The sequence below is a fragment of the Acinetobacter sp. YH12097 genome (assembly GCF_013419225.1).
Lineage (GTDB): Bacteria > Pseudomonadota > Gammaproteobacteria > Pseudomonadales > Moraxellaceae > Acinetobacter > Acinetobacter amyesii.
Window position 1 is genome coordinate 1 of sequence record NZ_VPAN01000034.1, and the last position, 23,681, is coordinate 23,681.

The 23,681-nt window shown below is 40.6% G+C and carries 21 protein-coding genes and 1 pseudogene; 8 read left to right on the forward strand and 14 right to left on the reverse strand.

The window, feature by feature from the left end:
- Positions 1-139 precede the first annotated feature (139 nt).
- The 4 genes from FTU37_RS12815 to FTU37_RS12830 form a co-directional block, all read right to left on the reverse strand.
- On the reverse strand, positions 140-1,066 hold the full coding sequence (locus tag FTU37_RS12815) for a pirin family protein (RefSeq protein ID WP_180124471.1): 927 nt from the start codon (positions 1,064-1,066) through the stop codon (positions 140-142).
- A gap of 25 nt (positions 1,067-1,091) precedes the next feature.
- Positions 1,092-1,856 (reverse strand): DNA polymerase beta superfamily protein, encoded by a 765-nt coding sequence (locus FTU37_RS12820; protein WP_180102370.1) that lies wholly within the window; start codon positions 1,854-1,856, stop codon positions 1,092-1,094.
- A 252-nt stretch (positions 1,857-2,108) separates the two neighbouring features.
- On the reverse strand, positions 2,109-2,480 hold the full coding sequence (locus FTU37_RS12825; RefSeq protein WP_078192499.1) for a hypothetical protein: 372 nt from the start codon (positions 2,478-2,480) through the stop codon (positions 2,109-2,111).
- 192 nt (positions 2,481-2,672) lie between these two features.
- A complete protein-coding gene (locus FTU37_RS12830) occupies positions 2,673-4,082 on the reverse strand; it encodes an FAD-binding oxidoreductase (RefSeq protein WP_180124455.1) in 1,410 nt (469 codons plus the stop codon).
- A 373-nt stretch (positions 4,083-4,455) separates the two neighbouring features.
- On the opposite strand from FTU37_RS12830, the gene serA reads away from it, so the two are divergent.
- The 3 genes from serA to FTU37_RS12845 all read left to right on the forward strand — a co-directional run bounded on the left by serA (position 4,456) and on the right by FTU37_RS12845 (position 7,662).
- Positions 4,456-5,688, forward strand: a complete 1,233-nt coding sequence (gene serA, locus FTU37_RS12835) for a phosphoglycerate dehydrogenase (protein ID WP_067762969.1) — start codon at positions 4,456-4,458, stop codon at positions 5,686-5,688.
- A gap of 117 nt (positions 5,689-5,805) precedes the next feature.
- Positions 5,806-6,675: an EamA family transporter gene (locus FTU37_RS12840; protein ID WP_180124456.1), complete on the forward strand. Its 870-nt coding sequence runs from the start codon at positions 5,806-5,808 to the stop codon at positions 6,673-6,675.
- A 117-nt stretch (positions 6,676-6,792) separates the two neighbouring features.
- Positions 6,793-7,662: a DMT family transporter gene (locus FTU37_RS12845; RefSeq protein ID WP_180124457.1), complete on the forward strand. Its 870-nt coding sequence runs from the start codon at positions 6,793-6,795 to the stop codon at positions 7,660-7,662.
- 506 nt (positions 7,663-8,168) lie between these two features.
- On the opposite strand, the gene FTU37_RS12850 is transcribed toward FTU37_RS12845, so the two are convergent.
- The 3 genes from FTU37_RS12850 to truB all read right to left on the reverse strand — a co-directional run bounded on the left by FTU37_RS12850 (position 8,169) and on the right by truB (position 10,462).
- Complete coding sequence (locus FTU37_RS12850; protein WP_180124458.1) at positions 8,169-8,630, reverse strand: hemerythrin domain-containing protein; 462 nt, start codon at positions 8,628-8,630, stop codon at positions 8,169-8,171.
- Positions 8,631-8,755: 125 nt separating this feature from the next.
- The gene (locus FTU37_RS12855; protein ID WP_180021548.1) at positions 8,756-9,529 is read right to left on the reverse strand and encodes a TSUP family transporter; all 774 of its coding nucleotides are present in this window, start codon (positions 9,527-9,529) and stop codon (positions 8,756-8,758) included.
- Positions 9,530-9,553: 24 nt separating this feature from the next.
- A complete protein-coding gene (gene truB / locus FTU37_RS12860; RefSeq protein ID WP_180124459.1) occupies positions 9,554-10,462 on the reverse strand; it encodes a tRNA pseudouridine(55) synthase TruB in 909 nt (302 codons plus the stop codon).
- Positions 10,463-10,615: 153 nt separating this feature from the next.
- Between truB and FTU37_RS12865 the strand changes: the two genes are divergently transcribed.
- The 5 genes and pseudogenes from FTU37_RS12865 (at position 10,616) to FTU37_RS12885 (ending at position 16,398) form a co-directional block, all read left to right on the forward strand.
- Complete coding sequence (locus FTU37_RS12865; RefSeq protein ID WP_180124460.1) at positions 10,616-11,644, forward strand: lipase secretion chaperone; 1,029 nt, start codon at positions 10,616-10,618, stop codon at positions 11,642-11,644.
- Positions 11,645-11,686: 42 nt separating this feature from the next.
- Positions 11,687-12,667: pseudogene (locus FTU37_RS12870) on the forward strand (lipase family alpha/beta hydrolase).
- A gap of 368 nt (positions 12,668-13,035) precedes the next feature.
- Complete coding sequence (locus FTU37_RS12875) at positions 13,036-14,046, forward strand: triacylglycerol lipase (protein WP_180039415.1); 1,011 nt, start codon at positions 13,036-13,038, stop codon at positions 14,044-14,046.
- A 202-nt stretch (positions 14,047-14,248) separates the two neighbouring features.
- Positions 14,249-15,214, forward strand: coding sequence for a triacylglycerol lipase (locus FTU37_RS12880; RefSeq protein WP_180124461.1), 966 nt, complete (start codon positions 14,249-14,251; stop codon positions 15,212-15,214).
- A 224-nt stretch (positions 15,215-15,438) separates the two neighbouring features.
- Positions 15,439-16,398: a triacylglycerol lipase gene (locus tag FTU37_RS12885; protein WP_180124462.1), complete on the forward strand. Its 960-nt coding sequence runs from the start codon at positions 15,439-15,441 to the stop codon at positions 16,396-16,398.
- A 62-nt stretch (positions 16,399-16,460) separates the two neighbouring features.
- Here FTU37_RS12885 and rplS read toward each other — a convergent pair whose 3' ends face one another.
- The 7 genes from rplS to FTU37_RS12920 all read right to left on the reverse strand — a co-directional run bounded on the left by rplS (position 16,461) and on the right by FTU37_RS12920 (position 23,651).
- Entirely contained in the window at positions 16,461-16,832 is a 372-nt protein-coding gene (rplS, locus tag FTU37_RS12890) for a 50S ribosomal protein L19 (protein ID WP_078189351.1), read from the reverse strand.
- Positions 16,833-16,971: 139 nt separating this feature from the next.
- Complete coding sequence (trmD, locus tag FTU37_RS12895) at positions 16,972-17,712, reverse strand: tRNA (guanosine(37)-N1)-methyltransferase TrmD (protein ID WP_180004770.1); 741 nt, start codon at positions 17,710-17,712, stop codon at positions 16,972-16,974.
- A 42-nt stretch (positions 17,713-17,754) separates the two neighbouring features.
- On the reverse strand, positions 17,755-18,303 hold the full coding sequence (rimM, locus tag FTU37_RS12900; RefSeq protein ID WP_078189353.1) for a ribosome maturation factor RimM: 549 nt from the start codon (positions 18,301-18,303) through the stop codon (positions 17,755-17,757).
- A gap of 17 nt (positions 18,304-18,320) precedes the next feature.
- A complete protein-coding gene (gene rpsP / locus FTU37_RS12905; protein ID WP_078189354.1) occupies positions 18,321-18,578 on the reverse strand; it encodes a 30S ribosomal protein S16 in 258 nt (85 codons plus the stop codon).
- Positions 18,579-18,721: 143 nt separating this feature from the next.
- Positions 18,722-19,147, reverse strand: a complete 426-nt coding sequence (locus tag FTU37_RS12910; RefSeq protein ID WP_180117276.1) for a type IV pilin protein — start codon at positions 19,145-19,147, stop codon at positions 18,722-18,724.
- A gap of 4 nt (positions 19,148-19,151) precedes the next feature.
- A complete protein-coding gene (locus FTU37_RS12915; protein ID WP_306670196.1) occupies positions 19,152-19,622 on the reverse strand; it encodes a type IV pilin protein in 471 nt (156 codons plus the stop codon).
- A 9-nt stretch (positions 19,623-19,631) separates the two neighbouring features.
- On the reverse strand, positions 19,632-23,651 hold the full coding sequence (locus tag FTU37_RS12920) for a PilC/PilY family type IV pilus protein (protein ID WP_180124463.1): 4,020 nt from the start codon (positions 23,649-23,651) through the stop codon (positions 19,632-19,634).
- Between the last annotated feature and the right edge of the window lie 30 nt (positions 23,652-23,681).

Genomic DNA, 23,681 nt, shown 5'->3' on the forward strand with positions numbered 1-23,681 from the left:
ATCATTGACATAATTCCAGACGAAGTTCACTTCTGATGCTAGTTGGTCTAACACCTTGCAATGTTTGTCTTTTATACGTAATTTAAGGGTTTTCATGTACTTATATTAACAATCAAAACTCAAGGAAGATAGTCCTTAGTTAAATCAAACGACACTTCAGGTCGTGTTGCTTATATCTCTGACCTGAAGGACAGAGTTTTACGCTCCATTTGATAAAGCGACCTTGTTTTAGGTCCTCATAGGCTTGCATGACTTCAGCAAAATGATTCATCACAAAATAACCTCGCCCATAGATGGGCTCATTTAAAGGCTGCGCTGATAAATACAACATGTGGCTATCTTCGACAGCCGTCAATTCGACATTTTCTCCTTGGCTCGACATGACTGCCATATGCTGTGCATTTAACGGTTCATCTGTTTCAGTAAATTTTAGTTTGCCTGAGCGTAAATACACCAGCGTGGTATCCCCTTCCTGTGCAGGTAGTGTGATACTTTGATTGGCTCTGACAAAGGCATCAAATACTTGCATAGGTGTATGTGTCTCTGCAGGGCCGTGTGCTGTTAAATATTGCCCGGCAATGATCCGTACATAACCTGCATTATCTACTAAATCCACTACAGGAATACTGGTTTTGGCTAAGCTCTGATAGCGTGCAGGATTCATTTTATCTTTGGCAGGCAAGTTGACCCAAAGTTGCAAGATTTCAAATGCTCCGCCCCGCTGTGCAAAGGCTTGGCTAAAAACTTCTTCGTGTTGTATGCCTGAAGCAGCAGTCATCCATTGCACATCGCCCTCACCAATGACGCCACCGCCGCCAGTCGTATCATGATGTTCAAGTTCGCCTTTAAACACTAATGTGACGGTTTCAAAGCCTCGATGTGGATGTTCCAATACGCCTTTTTTCAGTTTGGTTGGTTTCAAAACCCCAGGCCCTAAGTGGTCGAGCAATAAAAAAGGCGAAACGGTATTTCCAAATTCATAATGGGAAAAAACTGAAGTCACTGGAGCAAAGTCACCGACAGGTGAGCCTGAATCATTGACGTGAATAAAAGCGAGGGTTTTCATCATACAATTGTATAGAAAATAAATTTTAATCGTAAAAATGCTGTTTTATACGGAAACTATACTCTGTGAGATAAGACTGTAATTTGTGTAAATCATTGGTTGCTTCTATCGGCTTTGCATTAAGTGCTTCAATTTTATCATTCAGCAATTTTAAAATTTGGGTTTGCTCAGCCAATGGAACTTGTGCCTTTTCTTTTTGCTGTTTTTTAATTTCCAAATAATCTTCTGCCCAATGACGCAATGGATCTTGTGCATCAATCTGTTCAAACAACTGTGTAATCAATAGTTCAGGCATAATTTTTTGTGTAGCCAACTCAGCAGACATTAACCCTCGAATCGAATAGAACACTTTTTTATAGGTAAAATTCTCTGCCGTTTGCATGACATTCATACCACCTTTTGCCAGTGATAAATAATGATAATACAAAGCCTTATAATCTATACGCTCAAGTAGACCCTCACGAAAATTCTCCCACTCAGGAAACTGATTCAAATAAATAATATGTGCGCGGACCCATTCCAATACTGTCGGATTGCTCTTTGCCAATAGACCAAACATTTTATTCAAATCAAAAGAGACGAAATCAAAATCACCATCCATGATTTCAATAAGGTCACGATGTTTCCGATAGTCATAATATTGTGCTTTAGACGGGAGATGAAAACCTCGTACATCATAATCACTGTCTGGACTTGCCATGCCCCATAATCGACTGCCACTCTCAATATAAAATAATGGAAATTCATCTCGGTTTTGGAATAATTTTTGGATTTCTTGTTGGATGTTCATAAATTTATGTTTTAGGCAGTGTGACTGTTTTTATACCATTAATATGGCCAAACTGTGGATTTTATAAAACTTTAATTCAACTTTATTTAACATTGATTAAGAAATAAATTAAATAATAAATATGAAGATATATTCAAAATTTGATTTGAATTGTCACGCTAGCTTGTTCTTTCTGAAAGAAAAAAGCGTATCAATTGATACGCTTTTTATGAGGCATACATGCCTAAATTTCAACCATAAATCAAAGATTTATTAAGGACACTTCGCCGATTGGAAAGTCTTAGTATTTTTACCACGTTGGCACTGATATTCCTTTTGTGTATTTACACGCTGCCAGTCACCATCCACCAATCTAAAACTATAAATAGTACGAATTGATTTCACCGAATCATCCATCAAACCTGTTTCCGTCACTTTCACCTGCCCCGCATTTGGTGACTCAACACGGTTAAAGTACTGACGAATTTCCACAGTCGACAGCTCTTTACGTAAATCAGGACGTTCTTTTAATACTTGATCGAGTGGCGTAGCAGAAGAACCGACTTTAGACACAATTTTCTGCGTTGTCGCACAACCCGCCAACATCCCCACACACAATGCAGACACAGCAATTAAACGATACATAGAACCAACTCAAATTTATTATTCAGTCCTATCATGCCGAACATTTGTCCAAAACACTATTTAAGCAATGTAAAAGAAGTACCTCACTCCACAAAATCAACGTGCTGTTTCTCATCCATGCGCAGCTAAAAAGGCGTGCTATAACCATAAAAAAAACGCATCCGAAGATGCGTTTTCAATCGTCTTTAAAAATTAAAGATCGAACAATTTACCTGGGTTCATAATTGCATTTGGATCAAATACTTTTTTCAATGCTTTCATATATTCGATTTCTTCTGCTGAACGTGTGTAATCGAGGTAAGGCTTCTTAGTCATACCCACGCCATGTTCTGCAGAAATTGAACCGTCATATTTTTTCACAGTTTCAAATACGTATTTGTTTACCACTTGGCATTTTGCAAAGAATTCATCTTTACTTAAATCCGCAGGTTTCAAAATATTTAGGTGCAAGTTACCGTCACCAATATGACCGAACCAGCAAATTTCAAAGTCTGGGTAGTTCGCTTCCACAATTGCATCAATTTCTTTAATAAATGCAGGCACATGTGTAATCAAAACTGAGATGTCATTTTTGTATGGTGTGAACGGTGCGATTGACTCTGAAATGTCTTCACGTAAACGCCATAAGCTGTGTACTTGGTCTAAGCTTTGGCTCATCACGCCATCCAGTACCCAACCTTGTTCCATGCAATATTCAAAGATTTCCATTGCCGCATCCATGATCGGTTCAAATGGTGCTTCAAACTCAAGTAATACATAGAATGGACATGGTGTTTCAAACGGACGTTGTACATGACCATTGTCCAATACTTTTTGCATCGCAAGTTCACCAAAGAACTCAAATGCAGTCAAGTCGATTTTCTTTTGGAAGGCATGTAGAACAGGCATAATCGCATCAAAATCAGGCACACCAAGCACCAACACTTGTAAGTCATGGGGTTGGCGTTCTAGTTTGATTTCAGCTTCAGTCACGAGACCCAAAGTACCTTCACCACCAATAAATAAGTGTTGAAGCGCATAACCAGTCGCGTTTTTGATCATGCCTTTGTTTAAGCGCAGGATGTCACCTTTACCTGTGACCACGGTCATGCCCAATACCCAGTTACGAGTCATGCCGTATTTGATAACTTTAATACCACCTGCGTTGGTACCAATGTTGCCGCCAATTTGAGATGAACCTGAAGATGCAAAATCAACTGGATAGTACATGCCTTGTTCTTCAGCATAGTTCTGAAGTTGTTCAGTCACTACACCTGCTTGTACGCGAACCATACGGTCAGCTGGGAAGAATTCCAAGATTTGGTTCATCTTGTCCATGCTCACCACGATTTCACCGTTAGCAGCCACAGCACCCGCAGATAAACCTGTACGACCGCCACTTGGTGTGATCGCTACATTAAATTGGTTCGCAAGTTTTACAATTTGTTGAACTTGTTCTGTGCTTGAAGGGAAAACGACGACCGACGGGTTTGGATCGAAGTGCTTAGTATGGTCACGACCCCAATTTTGGAGACTATCCGCATCGGTTTTAATTCGGCTTTCGCCAACAATAGCGGTCAATTGGGTCAATAACTCTGGGGTTAAAGCGACTGGAGCATTCATCGTTTTCAGACCTTGCAAGAAGTAAACAAGTTTTTTTAAAGGTCCAGACTTCATTCAGTCAAAACTGCGGTAACGCATATTTCAAGGGAAAAAGCCTGAAACAGAGCGCATCAAAATGTCAGGGAAGTGGTCATGATGATTTTGAGCGGCACCATTATAAGCTATAACTGGGCTTTTTTTGACAAAACCCAAAGAAAAACGTGGTTTCAAAATGTCACGAGGAATATGACCAAGTTAATTAGACCAAATCTAAAAAATATTGACTCATCATTCGCCAAAATAGCCATGACGTCGGTCATAAAGGAAATGTATATCGGGCGACTTCCTATGCTATTATATGCGCACTAAATTTGGCCTTTGTAGCGGAGCCGTAATGAGCCAACATCTTTCTTTACCTAAAGATAAAATTCGTTTCTTGTTGTTAGAAGGCGTTCACCAAAACGCAATCGACACACTAAATGCTGCTGGATACACCAACATTGATTACCGTAAAACTGCGCTTGAGGGTGAAGCGTTGAAAGAAGCGGTTAAAGATGCTCACTTCATTGGTATTCGTTCACGTACTCAATTAACTGAAGAAGTTTTTGAAGCGGCGAACAAACTGATTGCTGTGGGTTGTTTCTGTATCGGTACAAACCAAGTGAACTTAAATGCTGCAATGATTCGCGGTATTCCAGTATTTAACGCACCATACTCAAATACTCGTTCAGTTGCTGAATTAGTTCTTGCTGAAGCGATTCTATTACTTCGTGGTGTTCCTGCAAAATCTGCTTCAACTCACCGTGGTGGTTGGAACAAGTCTGCAGTTGGTTCATTTGAAACTCGTGGTAAAACTTTAGGTATTGTTGGTTACGGTTCGATTGGCTCGCAACTTTCTGTACTTGCTGAAGGTTTAGGTATGCACGTAATTTATTACGATGCTGTGACTAAACTTCCAATGGGTAATGCACGTCAAGTCGGTTCTATGGGTGAACTTCTTGCCAATGCAGACGTGGTTTCTTTACACGTTCCTGACGTTCCATCTACACGTAACTTCTTCGGTAAAGAGCAATTTGCTCAAATGAAAGAAGGCGCAATCTTCCTAAATGCTGCACGTGGTACATGTGTCATCATTGAAGACCTTGCTGATGCGATCAAATCTGGTCACATTGCTGGTGCTGCGGTTGACGTATTCCCGAAAGAACCAAAAGCAAACGGTGAGGAATTTGTTTCTCCACTTCGTGGCTTAGACAACGTGATTTTAACCCCTCACGTGGGTGGTTCTACGATGGAAGCGCAAGCAAACATCGGTCTTGAAGTTGCTGAAAAATTCGTTGCTTACTCTGATAAAGGTATGACTTTATCTGCAGTGAACTTCCCAGAAATCGCCTTACCGTTGACTGAAGGCAAACACCGTTTACTTCATATCCACAAAAACGTGCCAGGCGTTCTTTCAAAAATCAACAACTTGTTTGCTGAACACGGTATCAACATCTCTGGTCAGTCTTTAATGACCAAAGGCGATGTGGGTTATCTTGTGATGGACGTTGATGCAACTGCATCTAAAGAAGCTTTGGATACTCTTCACGAAGTTGAAGGTACCATCCGCGTTCGCGTATTGTTCTAATTTAATTAGACACTGAAGCCACAGCCTTCGGGCTGTGGTTTTTTTATTGTAGTAGACTTTTAAAATCTGGCTTTTGCCAATCTCCCGCTATTCGAGTCATCGAAACAAATTTAGTCTATGCCAAATTTTAAAATTACCCCTGCTCTACAAGCACCACTGATCTTGCTTATTGCAATGATCAGTATGCAAAGCAGTGGTTCGTTCGCTAAGTACCTGTTTGGTCAGTTTCCCATCCTGACCGTATCCGCGATGCGTTTACTGCTCGGTGCATTAATCTTGGCGATCATTTTTAAAATTTGGCAGATCAATTTTAAACAAGTCAAATTGTCGTCTATCCTCAGCTATGGCTGTGCCTTAGCAGGGATGAATGTATTATTTTACTTGTCGATTGATCGTCTCCCGCTCGGCATTGCCGTCTCTTTTGAATTTATTGGTCCGCTCAGTGTCGCACTATTTGCTGCACGCCGAAAATTTGACTTTATTTGGGTCGGACTGGCTATTTTAGGCCTTATCCTACTTTTTCCTTTTGACCAAGCTGCACAACGACTTGATCCAGTTGGCATTGCCCTCGCCCTTGGTGCAGGTGCCTGCTGGGCACTCTATATCGTGGCAGGTCAGAAACCCTCTGGCGTTTCAGGCAACCATACGGTTTGTTTAGGTATGTTTGTCGGCATGTGTATGCTCATGCCGATTGCATTATTTGTAGGGATTCCTGCACATGCCTTTGAACCGATGAGCCTCCTCTATTTTCTTGCTTTAGCCACCTTAGCCAGCGCCATCCCCTTTAGCTTAGAAATGATTGCGCTCCGCAATTTAACGGCGCTCAGTTTCGGAACGCTCATGAGCCTAGAACCTGCAATTGCAGCACTCTCTGGTTTTGTTTTCTTAAATGAACAATTGCTGTGGACCCAGTGGTTAGCCCTTGCTGTCATCATCTGTGCATCGATTGGGTGTACCTATACCACGCAAAAAGCCAAAGTCATTTAAATTCAAAATCCATCATGATTTGGTCAAATGTTAAAATTCACTCAATTGTTAGCATTAACCGCTATACTGTATTGACTCAAAAATAGGGCTCAACACCGCCCAACAACTGTGTGCCGCATGCCAAATTCACAACTTCTCGCTGTTGTTTTCATGGTGCTCTCCATGATCTCCTATCAAATCAGTGCATCATTCGCCAAACAATTATTTTTGGTGCTTGATCCACTCAGTGTGACCATTTTACGACTCTGTTTTGCTTCAATTATTATTTGTTTAATGTTTCGTTCATGGCACATTTTAAAACGGCTGTCGTTTTTAAAATGGCGCGATCTGCTCTGCTATAGCGCAGCACTGTGCCTCATGAATGTCTTGTTCTATATGTCACTGGGCAAACTCCCTCAAGGCATTGCCGTTGGACTCGAGTTTATTGGCCCACTGGGTTTGGCACTGCTGTCGATAAAAAATCGTAGTGACTATATTTGGGTGTTTTTGGCGATCTTAGGGATTGCGCTGATGGTGCCTTGGGGACAAGCCCAGAGCGGAAATTTCTCACTGATTGGTGCGGCGTGTGCATTGGCTGCCGGACTTTGTTGGGCCTTTTATATTTATTTCGGGCAAAAAGTGGTACACCAAAATATTGGCATGCATGCACTGACCATTGCCATTAGTTTATCGGCATTGACCTTATTACCCATCGGCCTCTATAACAACGCAGCAGCTTTATTGGATACACAATATTGGCCTAAAGCACTATTGATTGCCATTTTAGCCACAGCGATTCCCTATGCCCTAGACCTCAAAGCCTTAAAGATTCTAAGTAAGCTGAGTTATGGAACATTGTCGAGTATCTCACCTGCTTTGGCAGCCATTACGGGTATGGTTTTATTGGGAGAACGTATCGGCATGTGGCAATGGCTCGCTCTGGTGTGCATTATGCTCGCCTCAGTCGGGGTGACGATGCGTTCCTCTAAAGTGGAAACTACCAACTAAATTTCTAAGTAAATGATGTTACGTACGTAAAAATAATTTCGCATTTTAAAATGCTTTTTAAGTTTATTCGACGGAGTCTTACATCTAGAGTTTAAATAAAAGGATTAGCCTTCGGCTGGAGGTACTCTTACGAAACATTGTTTCTCATTCGGCAAAATGAGAAACGTGTTTCGCAAGGAAACCATCTTGCGGTGCAATGCACCTCACCGACAAAACTCGTTCACTAGCGTCTACTTATTCAAAATATCGCAAAAACTTTTTTAATTAAAAGTAGTCCTGCCTCAAACACTTGCGGATGACGTTACCGCGTATCGTTCTTTTATTTGAATCAAATTACGCTTCTGATGTTACTGCGTAACATCAGTAAGTAAAAAATATTTAAATGAAAAAAATGGCGGGATTGCCGCCATTTTTCAACAAATTGTCTAAGCGCTCTTACATCTAAGCTTTTAAATACAAGGCTTTTAGATATCAAAATTAGAAAAAGTCTAGATTCTATACAGGACTTAACCGGTCAGACTGTCTTTATCCGCTTTTTTATATTTTTTATATTCGGCTAAGTATTGTTTAGCCAAAGCTTCTTTTTGCTTATCATCCAATACTTTACCGGCTTGCTGAAAGAAACCGTGCTCCTCTTCCTGTAAATGATGATGCACCGTTTCTGAAAGTTTTTTGGCTATAGCTAGCCAGCCCGGATTGCTAAATTCAGTCTCAGTCAACTGCTCTAAGAGTTCATCCATTTCATGATGTTCTGATAAGGCATGACGGGTAATGTTTAGCCCCGAGTCGGTCATCATTAAAGGAATATAAAAATATCGGTCTTCTCCGACAGCATGCGCAAATAATTCATTTTTAAGTCGGTCGAACAGATCGCGACGTTCTGGACTATCGCCAGAAGTTTGTACTAATTGTTCTGCAAGCGCTCTTTGTTGTTCATGACTTTGACGTAAAGCTTCAAAAATATTCATTCTGATGATGCCCTCTGATGCTTAGCGATAGCTGAGTATTTTTTTAATTCAGCAAAATAAAGTGCTTCATTTTTATACTAAACATATCCGCATCAGAATACAGCGCAGCTCTGTTAAGTTTTGTTTTAAGCTTGTCCCGTAAAGGTTTGATACCCTAGCCGTACAATCAAAATACTCACCAAAATCAAAAATAGAATTCGAATAAAGCCACTGCCGTATTTAATCGCTGCACGTACACCAACGATCGAGCCTAAAATATTCGCTACAGCCATCATTAAGCCTATAGCAAATAACACATGGCCTGTGGGTGCAAAAAAACTCAGTGCAGCCAAATTGGTGGTTAAGTTGGCCACTTTAGACAAAGCAGAGGCATGCAAAAAGTCGGCTTGTAGATAACGAATAAAAAAGAAGATAAAAAAACTGCCCGTCCCAGGCCCAAAGATGCCGTCATAAAAGCCAATCACCAGACTACCCAGAGCGGCAAGACCGAGGATTTTAGGGGTCAGTTCTTGGCGTACATGCACCTGACCAAATTGTTTTTTGGCAAAGGTATAGATCGCAATCACGATCAACATGACCAAAACAAAAGGACGTAAGACTTCTTTAGGAATCATTGATACACAGGCTGCTCCCACAAAAGAAGCAACAAATGCACAGCTTGCAATGACCGCAAGTAATTTCCAACGGAGTTTGACTTGGCGTAAAAAAGAATAGGACGCTGACGCTGTACCAAAAATCGAAGACAACTTATTGGTGCCAAACACCGTCGCAGGAGATAAGTGCGGCATGGCATTCATAATCGCTGGAATTTGAATTAATCCTCCGCCCCCCACTGCTGCATCAATTGCACCGGCAAAAAATGCAAAAAATAAGAGGCTTAAAATAATTTCAATTTCCATAAGAAGTCTTCAATGCTGTATCAGCTACTCTAGATTTAACACACGCTTAGGCACCAAACGTTTACGGTCTGTAATTTCAGCCAGCCCTAAACAACGCTCACCTTCAAATACCAAGACCTGTGCTTCTGCCTCATGTTCAATATTACTTTCCATGCCACGACTGAAATTTTCAGCGCGCCCTTCTGGCGCTTGCACTTTGCAGAAATGATCGACGGGTGAATATACCGGCAGCAATAATGCTTCACGTTCCACTTCAGTCAAGCTTTCCAAATATTCAATGGTGTAAGTTGGATTAAGGTCAAAATGCCCCGTTTGCGTACGGTGTAGATAGGTCAAATGTCCAAAAGTACCTAATGCTTTGGCAATATCTTCGCCTAAAACACGAATATACGTGCCTTTGGAACAGGTGATATCGAGTGTAATACTATTCTCATCAAATGATAATAACTCGATGGCATAAATCGAAATCGGACGTGCTTCACGCTCAATTTCTATGCCTTTACGCGCCAACTCGTACAGCGGGCGACCTTCTTTTTTCAGCGCAGAATACATCGGTGGAATTTGTTGAATATCTCCCACGAACTGTGCCAACACCTGCTGAATAGATGCCTCGGTCAAAATAGGTACGGCTTGTTCCATCAGTACCTCACCTTCCACATCACCCGTCGTGGTGCTGTGTCCTAAAAAGACCGTGGTTTGATAACGCTTGGTCGAGTCGAGCAAGAAATGTGAAAATTTCGTCGCTTCACCCAAACAAATCGGCAATAAACCTGAAGCCAACGGATCAAGCGCACCGGTATGCCCTGCTTTTTGAGCACGAAATAGCCAACGAACCTTCTGTAAGGCTGCATTCGAGCTAATACCTAATGGCTTATTCAAAAGAAATACACCATGTACAGGACGACGTTGGATCTTAGGAGAGGCTTTTTTCATGTCAAAATTTGGCTAATACAGGAACAGCGCAATGGTAACAACCCACCTCTAACGTTTACAACTCTTCTATGTTTTTATCTGCGTTTTATGTCATATTGAGTTCGCATTTAGAACTCTAAAACAATTAAAAACGGAATAAAGGTGCATTGGGATATGCAAAAAAATAAACTTTGGCTCATCATTGCCTTGGTCGTTATCGCTGTTGCTGCATTTATATTTTGGCTGGCGCCAAAAGCATCACAAAATGATCCTTCAGATCAATCGATTCAACAAAAAAATACGCCTTTAGCTCAGGGCGAAAGCTCTACAGCACAAGCTACAAGCGGTTCTTCGCTGCTCAGTCCAAGTCAACAAGACACGGAAGTTAACTGTCAAATCAGTATGGATGGTTCAAATCATCTGATCGTGAACGAACAAACACGGAATTGTTTTGAATATTTCATCACTCAATATGGTGAAAAGTCGATAGATCAAATCAAAAAGGATTTTAAAGCCTACATTGCACAAGGTCATAAAGAACCGGCGCTGTCCCAAATTTATGATTTGTGGGATCGCTATATGAAATATCGTGAACAATTAGGTAATTTACAGCCACCAAGTGATGATAAAGAATCACCACAATATTATCGCTCGATCTACAGCAGCACACAGAATTTAAGAAAACAGTTCTTTTCTGATTATGAAATTGAAGGTTTATTTGGCAAGGAAAATACCTATCACGAATACACGCTGAAACGCATGGAAGTGGTGAATGACAAAAAACTGTCTGAGTCTGAAAAAGCAAAAAAACTAAAAGCCCTGTTTGATGAACTCCCAGAAGATTGGAAAGAAAATCTGGAACAAATCAATAAACTTGAAGATTTACGCAAACTCACAGCGGACATTAAAGCCCGTGGTGGTTCAAGCGAAGAAATCCATCAAATGCGGTTAAATTTAGTTGGTCCAGAAGCCACTCAGCGCCTTGAAAATCTAGACAGCCAGCGCAGCTCTTGGAAATCTAGCGTAAATCAATACCTCACAGAGCGTGACAGCATTGTGAAAAGCAATATGAGTGACAGTGCTAAACAACAAGCGGTGCAGCAACTCCGTAATCAACATTTTAAATCGAAGGAAGATCAGCTCCGCGTCAGTACCTTTGAATCTGTACATGATCAAGGTGGAAAATTACCTTTCGCAGAATAACTGCAAACAACAATTTAAAAACAACTTCAATTTCAGGATGAAATGATGAAAAAACCACAAGCTCTTTTATGCGCAATCATCGCTGCATCAGCAGTGATTGCCAGCACACAATCCCAAGCGGCGGCAGGACTCCAACATGTCACCGCCAACAGCTCGGCAAACTATGCCAAGACCAAATATCCGATTGTGTTTACCCATGGTATGTTCGGGTTTACTCGCATTGGTTTTGACAGCTTTGGCATGGATTATTTTTATCAAATTTTGCCAGATTTAGCTCGCAACGGTGCCAATACCTTTGCTGCCCAAGTTTCTCCGCTAGAGTCGACAGAAGTTCGGGGTGAGCAATTGCTCTCTCAAGTCGAAGAAGTCCTTGCCCTGACTGGCCAACCTAAAGTGAACCTCATTGGTCATTCACATGGTGGACCGACAACTCGCTACATTGCAGCGATCAAACCTGAATATGTGGCTTCGGTGACTGGGGTTGCAGGCACTTATCGTGGCTCTCTAGTCGCAGATAAAATCCAAGCGAATAAAACTATTAACTCAGTCTTTGGGGTACTTGGCGATCAACTCTTAGCACCGATTATTACTTGGGCTGAAGGCAACTCGAGTCTACCCAACAGTGTTGATGCATCACTTACCGCGATCAGTGAAAAAGGTTCTGCTGAATTTAATGCAAAATTTCCAACCGCAGCACTGGCTGCGAACTGTAATCAGTCGGGTGCCAAAGTCGACAATGGCGTGTATTACTACTCATAGACAGGTACAGCACAAACCACGAATGTATTAGATGTACTAGATACAGTGATTAGTCAGCTTGCCCCTTTGGCCTATGGAAATCGTGACAATGACGGTTTGGTTGGACGCTGTAGCACCCACATCGGACAAGTAATCCGTGATGACTACAATCACAACCACTTAGATGAAGTGAATATGGTCTTTGGTCTACGCAGCCTATTTTCACCTGACCCAGTTGCGCTCTACCGCCAACATGCCAATCGTTTAAAATTACAGGGACTGTAATTTCAAAAGTTGGCTCCCTTTCAGCACTGAACAGGACGTCTTTGGACGTCCTTTTTTTGTTTACAATTTTTTTATTTGTACGCATTAAACAATTTAATTCAATAAGTTCTTAAATGATAACAACTAAAATAAATAGCAAAAATAAAAGACGAATGTATATAAATATACTTGTCACCTCAACGCCGCCCATGTCCTAAAATGACATGGAATTTCAAACCGAGCATGAAAAAATGGCAAGGCATCTTTGTCTATTCAAACTCTCTAAAATCAAAGATATGGCCTGGCCAGTCACAAAGATGTTGCTTAAAAACAGAGAGTATTTTCATGATTAAAAAGTAATAAAAACAACATCAGATCAAGGAACATTTATGCGATCTTTAGTAAACACGGCCAAGATGGCCTCTGTAGCTGCAGTTGCAGGCTTAGCGATGAGTATATCGGCAAGCACTCAAGCTGCGCCTAGCGTCCTCCAGGTGAAGGAAACGGCAAAATCGGACTACGCAAAAACCAAATATCCAATTTTAATGGTGCATGGTTGGCTCGGTTGGTCACGTATCGGCACCGACACCATCGGACTGGATTATTGGTACCAAATCTTGCCAGATATGGCACGAAATGGCTCAACCGTATTCGCAGCGCAATTATCTCCTGCAAATACCACAACACATCGTGGCGAGCAGTTAATTGCACAAGTTGAAGATGTTTTGGCTATTACAGGGAAACCAAAACTTAACTTAATTGGTCACTCTCATGGTGGTCCAACTGTATTGTATGTTGCTCAAACAAAACCACAGTACATTGCGTCTATTACAGGTGTTGCAGGTACCTATCACGGCTCTAAAGTAGCGGATGATATTCAAGGCAACTCACTTTCTCGTACTGCCTTCAATATTTTAGGTGATTATATTGTCGGCCCACTGATTGCTTTAGGTCAGGCAAAACCTGAGCTTGAAATTGATTTCGATGCTTCTATGAAATCATTATCACAAACAGGTTCTGCTGCATTTAACAGTACAGTTGCAAAATCTGCTGTAGCTGACGGTGTTTTGGCATCTTCAGAAAATTGCAGCAAAAACTTAAAGCAAGTCGACAGCAAAGGCATTCAGTACTATTCATGGACCGGTGTTGCGCAAACCACAAATCTACTTGATATCGATACGATCCTAATGCAACTCGGGCCATTGTCGTATGGCAATAAAGACAATGACGGTATGGTTGCACGTTGTAGTGCTTATATCGGTAAAGTCATTAACGATAGCTACAAACTTAACCATACCGATTTAGCCAATATGATGTTTGGCTTAACAGGGCTATTTGCACAAGATCCTGTGGCGCTGTACCGTCAACATGCAAACCGTTTAAAACTGCAAGGACTTTAATTCTTATCGTTGAAATTTAAATGCAATAAGGGGGCTTCGGCCCTCTTATTTACTTTAATCGATCTGATAAATCATGCTCTTTTATTTTGTTACATTTAGCGTCACAGTTAATCTTTTTCAATTTGCAACAGGTGATCTTTATTGCTTTATTAGAAGTGACAATAAATATTGTCATAAAACAATAATACATTGAGGATCGCTCATGAAATACGGACCATTTTTAGCAGGTTTAATTGCAGCTACATGCATCGGTAATGTATCTGCATCGCAAGCAACCCAAGTCACCGCCAAAGCTAGTTCTAGCTATGCAAAGACCAAATATCCAATCGTATTTAACCATGGTATGGGTGGTTTCATTACCGTTGGTACGGACTCTTTTGGACTCGACTATTGGTATCAAATCCTGCCTGATCTTGCCCGCAATGGTGCAAATGTCTGGGCAACGCGCGTATCGCCGTTTAACTCCACCGAAGTACGTGGCGAACAACTTTTACAACAGGTCCTTGAAATCCGAGCACTCACCGGTGCAGATAAAGTGAATTTGATTGGACATAGTCATGGTGGACCAACGATTCGTTATGTTGCCGGTGTGCGCCCAGATGTCGTGGCTTCATTAACCAGTGTTGCAGGACCTCATCAAGGCTCCCCTGTTGCAGATTTAATTTTAAAAGCTGAAGGCACCGCTGTCGAAGCACCCTTGGTCGGAGCTGTGAATTTTGTCTCTAAAGCCATTGTTTGGGCGCAAGGTCTAGATCCAACGACTTATCCTCATGATGCATTGGCAGGTGGTTCAAGTTTAACGCTAGCGGGTTCTGCAAAGTACAATACCGCATTCCCTCTGGGCTTGCCTAAATCCAATTGTGCTGATGGTAATAGCGTGGAAAAAGGCATTTATAACTATTCATTTACAGGTGTGGGCCAAATCACCAATATTTTAGATTTAGACTCAGCACTAAAAGTGACCGCATTACTGATCGATGGCGGAAAAGACAATGATGGCCTCGTATCACGCTGTAGTGCCAAGTTTGGTAAAACCATTCGTGATAACTACAACTGGAACCATTTAGATGAAGTCAACCAAGTGCTTGGTCTCAAAGCGTTGTTCGCACCAAATCCTGTCGATGTTTATCGTCAACATGCCAATCGTTTAAAACTTCAAGGTTTATAATTTAGTAAAGCTATACATTAAACCCTGTAAATTCAGGGTTTAATGATATTTTCATTAATCAATGTACAAAATATCTTTCATTCTGTCGATTAGTTCTCACATTTTGCTTTCCTTTTTTTATAATCCTTAATGACAATAAAAATTGTCAGATAGGCAATTTTGTCTATTTCCAAACTAAACTGAATCAAAGTTTGAAAACCAAAACAAAAAGAAAGGAATGAAAAATGAAAGGAAAATTGCTCTGCGCCACGCTCCTTGCAAGTATGGCAGTGACCCAAACGCATGCTGAATTGGGTATACAGCAAGCGACCACTAAAAAAGTCATCGACAATTATGCTGAAACCCAATACCCCCTAGTGTTTGTACACGGGATGTTTGGTTTTAACCGCTTAGGCGGTGCCGTTTTTGGTTTGGATTATTGGTATCAAGTTCTTCCGGATTTGGCAAGCCACAAAGCTACGGCCTTTGCGACACAAATCTCCCCATTGGAATCCATTGAAGTTCGCGGTGAACAATTGTTAGATCAAGTTGAACAAGTGGTTGCCATTACTGGCAAACCCAAAGTGAATTTAATTGGTCACTCACATGGTGGTCCTACGGCTCGATATATTGCTGGCGTACGGCCTGATTTGGTTGCCTCTGTCAGTACAGTTGCAGGCACCAATGACGGTTCACCTGTGGCGGATTTAGTACAGAGTGTGCCGATTTTAAATGGCGTATTAGCGACAGTTATGGATACAGTAATGACTCCAGTGATTAACTTCGCCCAGCAGTCTAATCTCCCTTCAAATTTTAAGGCTTCGATCTACAGTATGTCTCAACCGGGTGTGAAAGCCTTTAACGCAAAATTTCCACTCGGTATGCCTGCAACCAAATGTGCTGATGGCCCGAGTGTTGCCAATGGCATTAGCTTCTATTCATGGACAGGTATTTCCAACACCACCAACTTACTTGATCCAGATACGATCTTTACCGCAATGGGGCCAATTGCATTTAGCGGACAACCGAACGACGGCTTAGTGAGCCAATGCAGCAGTAAATTGGGTAAAACTGTCCGTGATAATTATAAGTGGAACCATTTCGATGAAGTCAATCAAGTATTGGGCTTGAAAGGACTATTTGCACCAGACCCTGTTTCAGTCTATCGTCAGCATGCCAATCGTTTGAAACTTCAAGGTTTATAACTTTCTTTCATACATAAAAAAATGCGCCAAAAGGCGCATTTTTTACAGCGTTGTAAAACAAATTATTTTGCTTTACGAGCTGGTAATTTTTCACGAATACGTGCAGCTTTACCAGACAATTCACGTAGGTAGTAAAGTTTAGCACGACGAACGTCACCACGACGTTTCACTTCGATACCAGCAACGATTGGTGAGTGAGTTTGGAATACACGCTCAACACCGAAACCGCTAGAAATTTTACGTACTGTGAACGCAGAGTTCAAACCACGGTTTTTCTTAGCAATTACAACACCTTCAAATGCCTGAAGACGTTCACGCTCACCTTCTTTTACTTTTACTTGAACAACTACTGTGTCACCAGGAGCAAAAGCAGGGATGTCTTGTTTCAACTGTGCATTTTCAACAGCTTGTACTAAAGGATGTTTACCACTCATGGGGTATCTCCGATTATGCGAGTTAGAAGAGGTCTAATCATCGCTGGGGCTAGAGGCTAAAGCGCATAGACCCGATTAACTTTCCCTTTATGCTTGACCGCTTCAATACATAAAGAGCCTAATATAAGATTTAAAAAATTTAAACCTTGGAATCTTTTAGCCATTTCTTTTGCTGCTTGGTCAATTCAACTTTTTCAACCAACTCAGGTCGGCGCTCTAAAGTGCGTTGATATCGCTGCAAAAACCGCCACTTCTCAATATTGGCATGATGTCCCGATTTTAATACTTCAGGAACATCTAAACCTTCAAAATGGTCTGGCTTGGTATATTGTGGGCAATCTAAAAGACCATCCACAAATGAGTCTTGCACATGTGATTGCTCATCAGACATTGCACCCGGAAGTCTCCGAATCACACTATCCAATAAAACCATCGCAGGGAGTTCACCACCAGATAAAACGTAATCGCCTATTGACCATTCCTGATCAACATATTGTTGGATCAAACGCTCATCAACTCCTTCATAACGACCACACAATACAATTAATCCATCATATTTGACGAAATCTTGTACTGCAGGTTCATTTAAGGTCTTACCTTGCGGAGACATATACACCACAGGGACATGAACAGCACCCGCTTGCTTGGCAAGCTCTTTGGCACGATGAATTGCTTTCGCTAATGGCTCAGCCATCATCACCATACCAGGACCACCACCAAATGGACGTTCATCCACTCTTTTGTAGTTGCCCTCAGCAAATTCGCGTGGATTGATACAATGAACTTGCACAATGTCACGTTTTGCTGCGCGCCCGCTAATACCGTAGGCTGTAATCGCTTCAAACATTTCAGGAAAAAGCGTAATGACTGCAAAAAACATCGCAGACTCCTCTATTTTCCTGCTGCGTCAATCCTTAAAGGATTAATAATCTACGCCCCAATTTACGTAGATACGACCAGCTTCGAGATCAACACGCTGTACCACATCTTTATGCCATGGAATCATTCGCTCTTCGCTATCGACACTGTCAGCAGTAGCGCGAACTACCATCACGTCGTTAGCACCTGTTTCAAACAATTCGTGGATTTGACCGAGGTTGACTTCTTGCTCATCTTCTCCAAGACCTAACACTGTTAAGCCCTTCAAATCTGACCAGTAGTACTCGTCCACGCCTGCTTGCGGCAGTTGCGATTTAGAGATCCAGATATTTGCACCAACCAAGTTATCTGCCGCGGTACGATCACTCACACCTTTTAGCGAAACAACCAAGCCTTTGCCATGTGGTTTCCAACGTTTTACATCTACTGTTTGCCAACCTGCTTTGGTCTCAATGTACCAAGGGAGGTAGTCAAAAATATTGCTCATAGGTTCTGTATTGGAATAGACCCAGAGCCACCCATTTAATCCATATGCTGAACGTAGCTGTCCAATCTGAATACGATCTTCGGGAACATTCTGTGTTGGTGTCATGGGTAACCTACTACTAATTAAGCAGTAGCTGCAGCTTTCTTAGCTTCAGCAGCTAAAGAAGCAACACGTTCTGAAGGTTGAGCACCTTGTGAAACCCAGTGAGCAAAACGGTCAGCATCTAAACGAAGTTTTTCTGCTTTACCTTGAGCTGTAGGGTTGAAGAAACCGATACGTTCGATGAAACGACCGTCACGTGCATTACGGCTATCAGTCACAATGATTTGATAGAACGGACGTTTTTTAGCACCACCGCGTGCAAGACGAATAACAACCATGATAGAACCTTATAGTTTTTACGGATTATCCCTGTACCGACCATCGATACATTTCAAACCCCTTTCATAGAGGGCGATATTTTACGTTATATTTGTGCTGAAAGAAAGATCAAATTTCAGGTTATCCACAGTTTGAATTTATCTTAGCGACCGTCCCAGTTTGAGGTGGCTGAAGGAGTACATGCTGTCGTAGTTTTAGTCCAACATTTCCATCCATTACTATTAAGAATTACACTTCCATTACCCGCTTGAACGGTACTAGATTTAGGTTCTGCAGTTAGAGTATAAGTTTGACCGCTAGGAACTAATGTAATGCTATACACAGGATTAGATGTTGGGTAATCCTTGATAGTTGTACTATTATCTAAAGTTGCACTTGTATAATTATGATGAATCACGTAATAACTCTGTAAACGCTGGGCAGTATTCATCATTTCGCTTTGTACTTCAGCTCGATTAGTACGAATTTTATACTGATTATAAGATGGATAAGCTATTGCAGCTAAAATGGCAATAATTGCTACTACAATCATCAACTCGATTAACGTAAATCCTTTTTTAAATCTTATATCTTTACCATTCATTTATACCACCAGTTTTACACTCACTATATGTCATCACAGAAAAAGTTTTATTTTTACATTTGAAACCATCACTCGTTAACAGAAAATTAAATTTTTTTCCATAAGTATCATTCGCATTTGCTTGCATTGCCCATTTTTGCCCTGTTGAACTTGTATCAACCAATTTTTTAGATGAATCAGTACCATCAACAATAGAAATTGTATAACTGGTATTCACCACTAAAAAGGCAGTATTAGCTCCAACAGCAAAACCCTGATAATTAAAATTTTTTGATTTATATCTTTCTAATTCCTGAGAAATCCTCAGCATTTCCTGCATAGCTTTGGACTCTTCCCCTTTACGCATATAAGCCTGATAACTAGGGATAGCAATTGCTGCGAAAATTGCAACAATTACTACTACTACCATCAATTCGATCAAAGTAAAACCCTTTGCCTGTTTAGTGTTCATTTTAGACATTATGTTTCCTTATGAACGTTTAGCCAGCCACTTCATTGGTTCAAAGCGAAGTGGTGTTGAATATTGTGCTGAGACTCCACTGCTTTGACCTTTACCTGTAATTGGCCCAATCTTATTATTAGCCATCCCTCCCACTACTACAGGAACAATACCAGCTCCTACATCATTACCTATACCACCGTTAGCAGTAGAATAACTGCGACCATCTGTGGACGTACCACAATTATTGCCATCTGCACCCATGCTACCAAAAGGCAAGCAATAGTTTTTGATATATGAGCGACCTTTAACCCCTGCACTACAATTAGATGAAGAGCCCTTATCTGCAGAATCAAAATAACTAGTAAACAATGTATTTTTAATTGCAGCAAAACTACTGAGTACTTTATAACGTGCTATAGATTGGGTAGATTCAATATTATCTGTACCTGTTCGACCAAGTGCTGTACCTGTTAAAGTGTGATACCAGCCATGATTTCCTGCCGAAACCATATCGGCAACTGTGGGCATAGTACCTGTAGTCGCTGTTATATCAATCATGTTGGTCAATGTAATATTTTTACTACTTAACCCATCTGTTGTCGGGTTTATCCCAGTGGTATCGCTATCATTGGCATTGGTGTATAAATCAACGCGTCCTATATCCCGGTCAAAAATACCATAAACACGATCAGGCAAACCACCATTCGTACCTGCTGTACTAGTTAAAGTGCTTTCCAGTGGATTACTAGTATTTCCCGAACCAATACTAATCACAGCAAAGCGTGTTGCACTTCCTCTCACACCACCTAAACTATATGAGGTAGTAGTAGAAGTACCCCCAGTTGTTGCTGTTGAAGACGCACTTAGACTATGCACAGTAAATGTTGGGATTTGATAAAAACGTGGTGCAGCTTTTGTCGAACGCTCTGGGTCTGAAATAAAGTTTGCAATGCGCTGAATACGTTTAACTACCATATTTTTAGTTAAAGTACCCACTGTTCCAGAAGATGCATTATCGATATCTACACGGAAAACCTGCCCACCAAGATCACCAAAATAGAGATTATCAACAAAACCGTCACTATCTCGATCAATCGCTTTAATTTCACTAACTACGCTATATTTTAAATTCGCATTATTAGTTTTTTGCGTATCGTTACTATTATTTGCTACCGTATCAGTTGCAGAACTACTTCCCCACCATAATAATGTACCCGCAGCAGGCATTGTTGTATCTATTGAACCTGTAGCTGTTTTTGCCTGCTCTGCTGCAAAAATATAAACACCATTTCCTTTAGTTGCTGTTGTATTAGATTTATAGGTTACACTGTCATAAGCAGGATCATACCCTCCACCTACAATCGTCACTAGCTGTGGTTTACCTTTCCACTTAATCCATGCAATCGTTGGCTTGGACCAACTTTGTCCCATACAATCTAAAGGTGCTGTATTGCTACAAGTTCCTGTTAAACTGACTACACCTGTTGCACTTATAGATTGTTGAGGCCCAACCTTAAATAAAAGTTTAGGGCTACTTGTCTCGATATCTTTTAAATCAAGTGCATAGTAATTATAACCACCTCGACGCATTCCTCCATACACATTTAGCGTTGAAGCTTTAAGAGAATTACTTTCGTTATTTGCCACATAGTTAGCATAAACAGACCAGGCACCATCAATTCCTTGATATAAATCACTTCCTACATTTGAATTAATTTGTAGAGATTTAGCGATAAAACCATTTTTTTGACGCTCAATCATTTCTTTAGGTAAAAATGCGAATTTTTCTTCTCCTGTATCAGCATTTACTACTTGCAACAGGCCTTGATTGGTTCCAAAAAGCACATAATCTTTACGATTAATATAATCTCCAACATTTACCCGAGTATCTCCAGAACCCGTTGCTTTTGTAGCAATTTTACTCTCTGTAGTTAAAAATAATGGTGTTGAGTTAAGCGTAGCACCCATTTGGCGGAGTTGGGCAGCATTTGTTAAATTGGCTGGAGGAGTAGGAACATTTACGCCAAAACCTAATAAATTCAGTAAATATGCTCTATCTGGATCAGCACTTGCTCTTAAACTTTCAGCAGTATTTGTAGATCCAGAAGTATTATTCGAATTAATTAAAGTTAATGCTGTACCAGGCGTAGTAATTGCTGTAACTGTAGCTCCTGAAACTGATCTATCACTATAAATTTTACGACCTATTTGTGTTTGTACAGGAAGCTTGGATAGAGCACCACCTTTTGTGGCATCTGCACCATCTGTATTGATCGAATTATTCCAATAGTCTCGTGTTGCATTTAATAAACCATTCGTATTTATTACATTGTTTGAATTACGATCTTTATATGTACTATCAGCAACACGATATTTTTTTACATTACCCACCCAAATACCAATTGCCTGACTTGCTAATGTATTAGGTTGAAATTGTGAATAAAATGCATAAGGAATTCGTTGTGTAGCATTTAGGGTATCTACAGGAATACCTGGAACCCCTGTATTTAATGCAGGTAAGGAAGTTTCTAAATCTGCCACAAAATCCTTTACACTATCAATCAAATTTTGAGGTGAAACAATTGGATAAAATCCCCCTTGTCCATATCCTCCTACTTTCCCCCCAACATTTAGTGAAGGATCAGTATTTTCCTGTTCCCCCAAATTACAAGCATTTATTACATCCTGAGTTACAACCCTAGTTACCCCATTTGAAACATAAGTATCCCCTACCTTTAAAGCATTACACTTATAATACTTTCTTAATGTACCATCTGGCTTGCTAAGGGAAATTGATTTATCACTTTGTAAGTAAGGGGCAAAATCATCACCAAACCCAGCAATGGCAACTTTAATCTTTTTATCATTATTATATAGTCGCTTAGCAAACTCCCCCATACATGTCCAGCCAAAATCAGTTGCTCCTGAGCCTACCTGTTTAACACTCCCACTGCTTTCACTATTTGGACAAGTAAAACTATTATCTTTCAGCACATTGCGCATCAATATCTGCGCTACATCTCTTTGAGTTTCTGTTGGTGTGCCATTGGTTAGGAGAAATATCCCATTACTGTTACAAGACTCTGTATCACTATCTATTGGAGAAACATATTCTGTTTTAGCGGTATTTTTAACACTATCTATTGAGTCAATAAATCCACTTTGTCTATAACCAATATTTTTTACGTAACCAGACGCAGGATCAGTCACAACTCCTGGATAAGATTTTGTGGGTACTGTATTAGGACTTAAAGGAGAGGTTCCTCCCAGCATATATGCACCGGCTTCTGCCAAACCACTTGCTAAAGGTGTTGTTCCTCCCCCGTATAATGTAGTAACAGCAACACGCATTTTCCAACGCTGCTCTAAGGTTAATGGGGCAGCTGGAATTAATACTTTTGCAGAAGTACCAGTACCATTTTTTTCTCCACTCCCACTTTGTGTTCCTTTAAATCTATACTCCGTAACACCTGCATTTTTATTTTTAGCACTCCAAATCATATTATCTTGAGCAGTCCTATTAGACTGCACAACATAGCTAGATGAAGTTTGAGTTGGCATCTGCCCTAAACCCATTACAATATCATCGGAAATATCCCTATTACTCAATAATTTTGTCATCGCAATCTTCTGACGATCCTGACGACTATATTTATATTCACTTGTACCATCATTACAATAAGGCATAGCATATACAAATGTAGGTTTAACCCCATTACTACTATCCTTAAGCGTATAAGATTCTTGATACTTGCTTTCTAATGAAGAAGTTGCTTCTTCTAATATAGTTTTACCAGCGCAAGCTGGATAATCTTTTAATATAGAACGTTCTGGTTTACTTCCTTTACCATTATCATCCATTCCTGCCGAACTATCCACCATAAGCAATAAAGTAGTTTTACCTTTGGTAGGTTGCTTATAGATATCTAAATCACTTGATATAGCACTATTCACTGTATTGGGTAACATGACCCCCATAGCATAAGCCATCGCAATAACCAAAGGATGCGGTCTAAACTTCATTTTTTTATTTTCTAATTCTTTCATTACACTTTCCCCCGAATCTTAAACAAAATG

What these genes read in the sequence shown, in the direction of transcription:
- FTU37_RS12815 (WP_180124471.1), bottom strand. Translation starts at nt 1,066, where the DNA reads ATGAAAACCCTCGCTTTTATTCACGTCAATGATTCAGGCTCACCTGTC.
- FTU37_RS12820 (WP_180102370.1), bottom strand. Translation starts at nt 1,856, where the DNA reads ATGAACATCCAACAAGAAATCCAAAAATTATTCCAAAACCGAGATGAA.
- FTU37_RS12825 (WP_078192499.1), bottom strand. Translation starts at nt 2,480, where the DNA reads ATGTATCGTTTAATTGCTGTGTCTGCATTGTGTGTGGGGATGTTGGCG.
- FTU37_RS12830 (WP_180124455.1), bottom strand. Translation starts at nt 4,082, where the DNA reads ATGAATGCTCCAGTCGCTTTAACCCCAGAGTTATTGACCCAATTGACC.
- serA (WP_067762969.1), top strand. Translation starts at nt 4,456, where the DNA reads ATGAGCCAACATCTTTCTTTACCTAAAGATAAAATTCGTTTCTTGTTG.
- FTU37_RS12840 (WP_180124456.1), top strand. Translation starts at nt 5,806, where the DNA reads ATGCCAAATTTTAAAATTACCCCTGCTCTACAAGCACCACTGATCTTG.
- FTU37_RS12845 (WP_180124457.1), top strand. Translation starts at nt 6,793, where the DNA reads ATGCCAAATTCACAACTTCTCGCTGTTGTTTTCATGGTGCTCTCCATG.
- FTU37_RS12850 (WP_180124458.1), bottom strand. Translation starts at nt 8,630, where the DNA reads ATGAATATTTTTGAAGCTTTACGTCAAAGTCATGAACAACAAAGAGCG.
- FTU37_RS12855 (WP_180021548.1), bottom strand. Translation starts at nt 9,529, where the DNA reads ATGGAAATTGAAATTATTTTAAGCCTCTTATTTTTTGCATTTTTTGCC.
- truB (WP_180124459.1), bottom strand. Translation starts at nt 10,462, where the DNA reads ATGAAAAAAGCCTCTCCTAAGATCCAACGTCGTCCTGTACATGGTGTA.
- FTU37_RS12865 (WP_180124460.1), top strand. Translation starts at nt 10,616, where the DNA reads ATGCAAAAAAATAAACTTTGGCTCATCATTGCCTTGGTCGTTATCGCT.
- FTU37_RS12875 (WP_180039415.1), top strand. Translation starts at nt 13,036, where the DNA reads ATGCGATCTTTAGTAAACACGGCCAAGATGGCCTCTGTAGCTGCAGTT.
- FTU37_RS12880 (WP_180124461.1), top strand. Translation starts at nt 14,249, where the DNA reads ATGAAATACGGACCATTTTTAGCAGGTTTAATTGCAGCTACATGCATC.
- FTU37_RS12885 (WP_180124462.1), top strand. Translation starts at nt 15,439, where the DNA reads ATGAAAGGAAAATTGCTCTGCGCCACGCTCCTTGCAAGTATGGCAGTG.
- rplS (WP_078189351.1), bottom strand. Translation starts at nt 16,832, where the DNA reads ATGAGTGGTAAACATCCTTTAGTACAAGCTGTTGAAAATGCACAGTTG.
- trmD (WP_180004770.1), bottom strand. Translation starts at nt 17,712, where the DNA reads ATGTTTTTTGCAGTCATTACGCTTTTTCCTGAAATGTTTGAAGCGATT.
- rimM (WP_078189353.1), bottom strand. Translation starts at nt 18,303, where the DNA reads ATGACACCAACACAGAATGTTCCCGAAGATCGTATTCAGATTGGACAG.
- rpsP (WP_078189354.1), bottom strand. Translation starts at nt 18,578, where the DNA reads ATGGTTGTTATTCGTCTTGCACGCGGTGGTGCTAAAAAACGTCCGTTC.
- FTU37_RS12915 (WP_306670196.1), bottom strand. Translation starts at nt 19,622, where the DNA reads ATGTCTAAAATGAACACTAAACAGGCAAAGGGTTTTACTTTGATCGAA.
- FTU37_RS12920 (WP_180124463.1), bottom strand. Translation starts at nt 23,651, where the DNA reads ATGAAAGAATTAGAAAATAAAAAAATGAAGTTTAGACCGCATCCTTTG.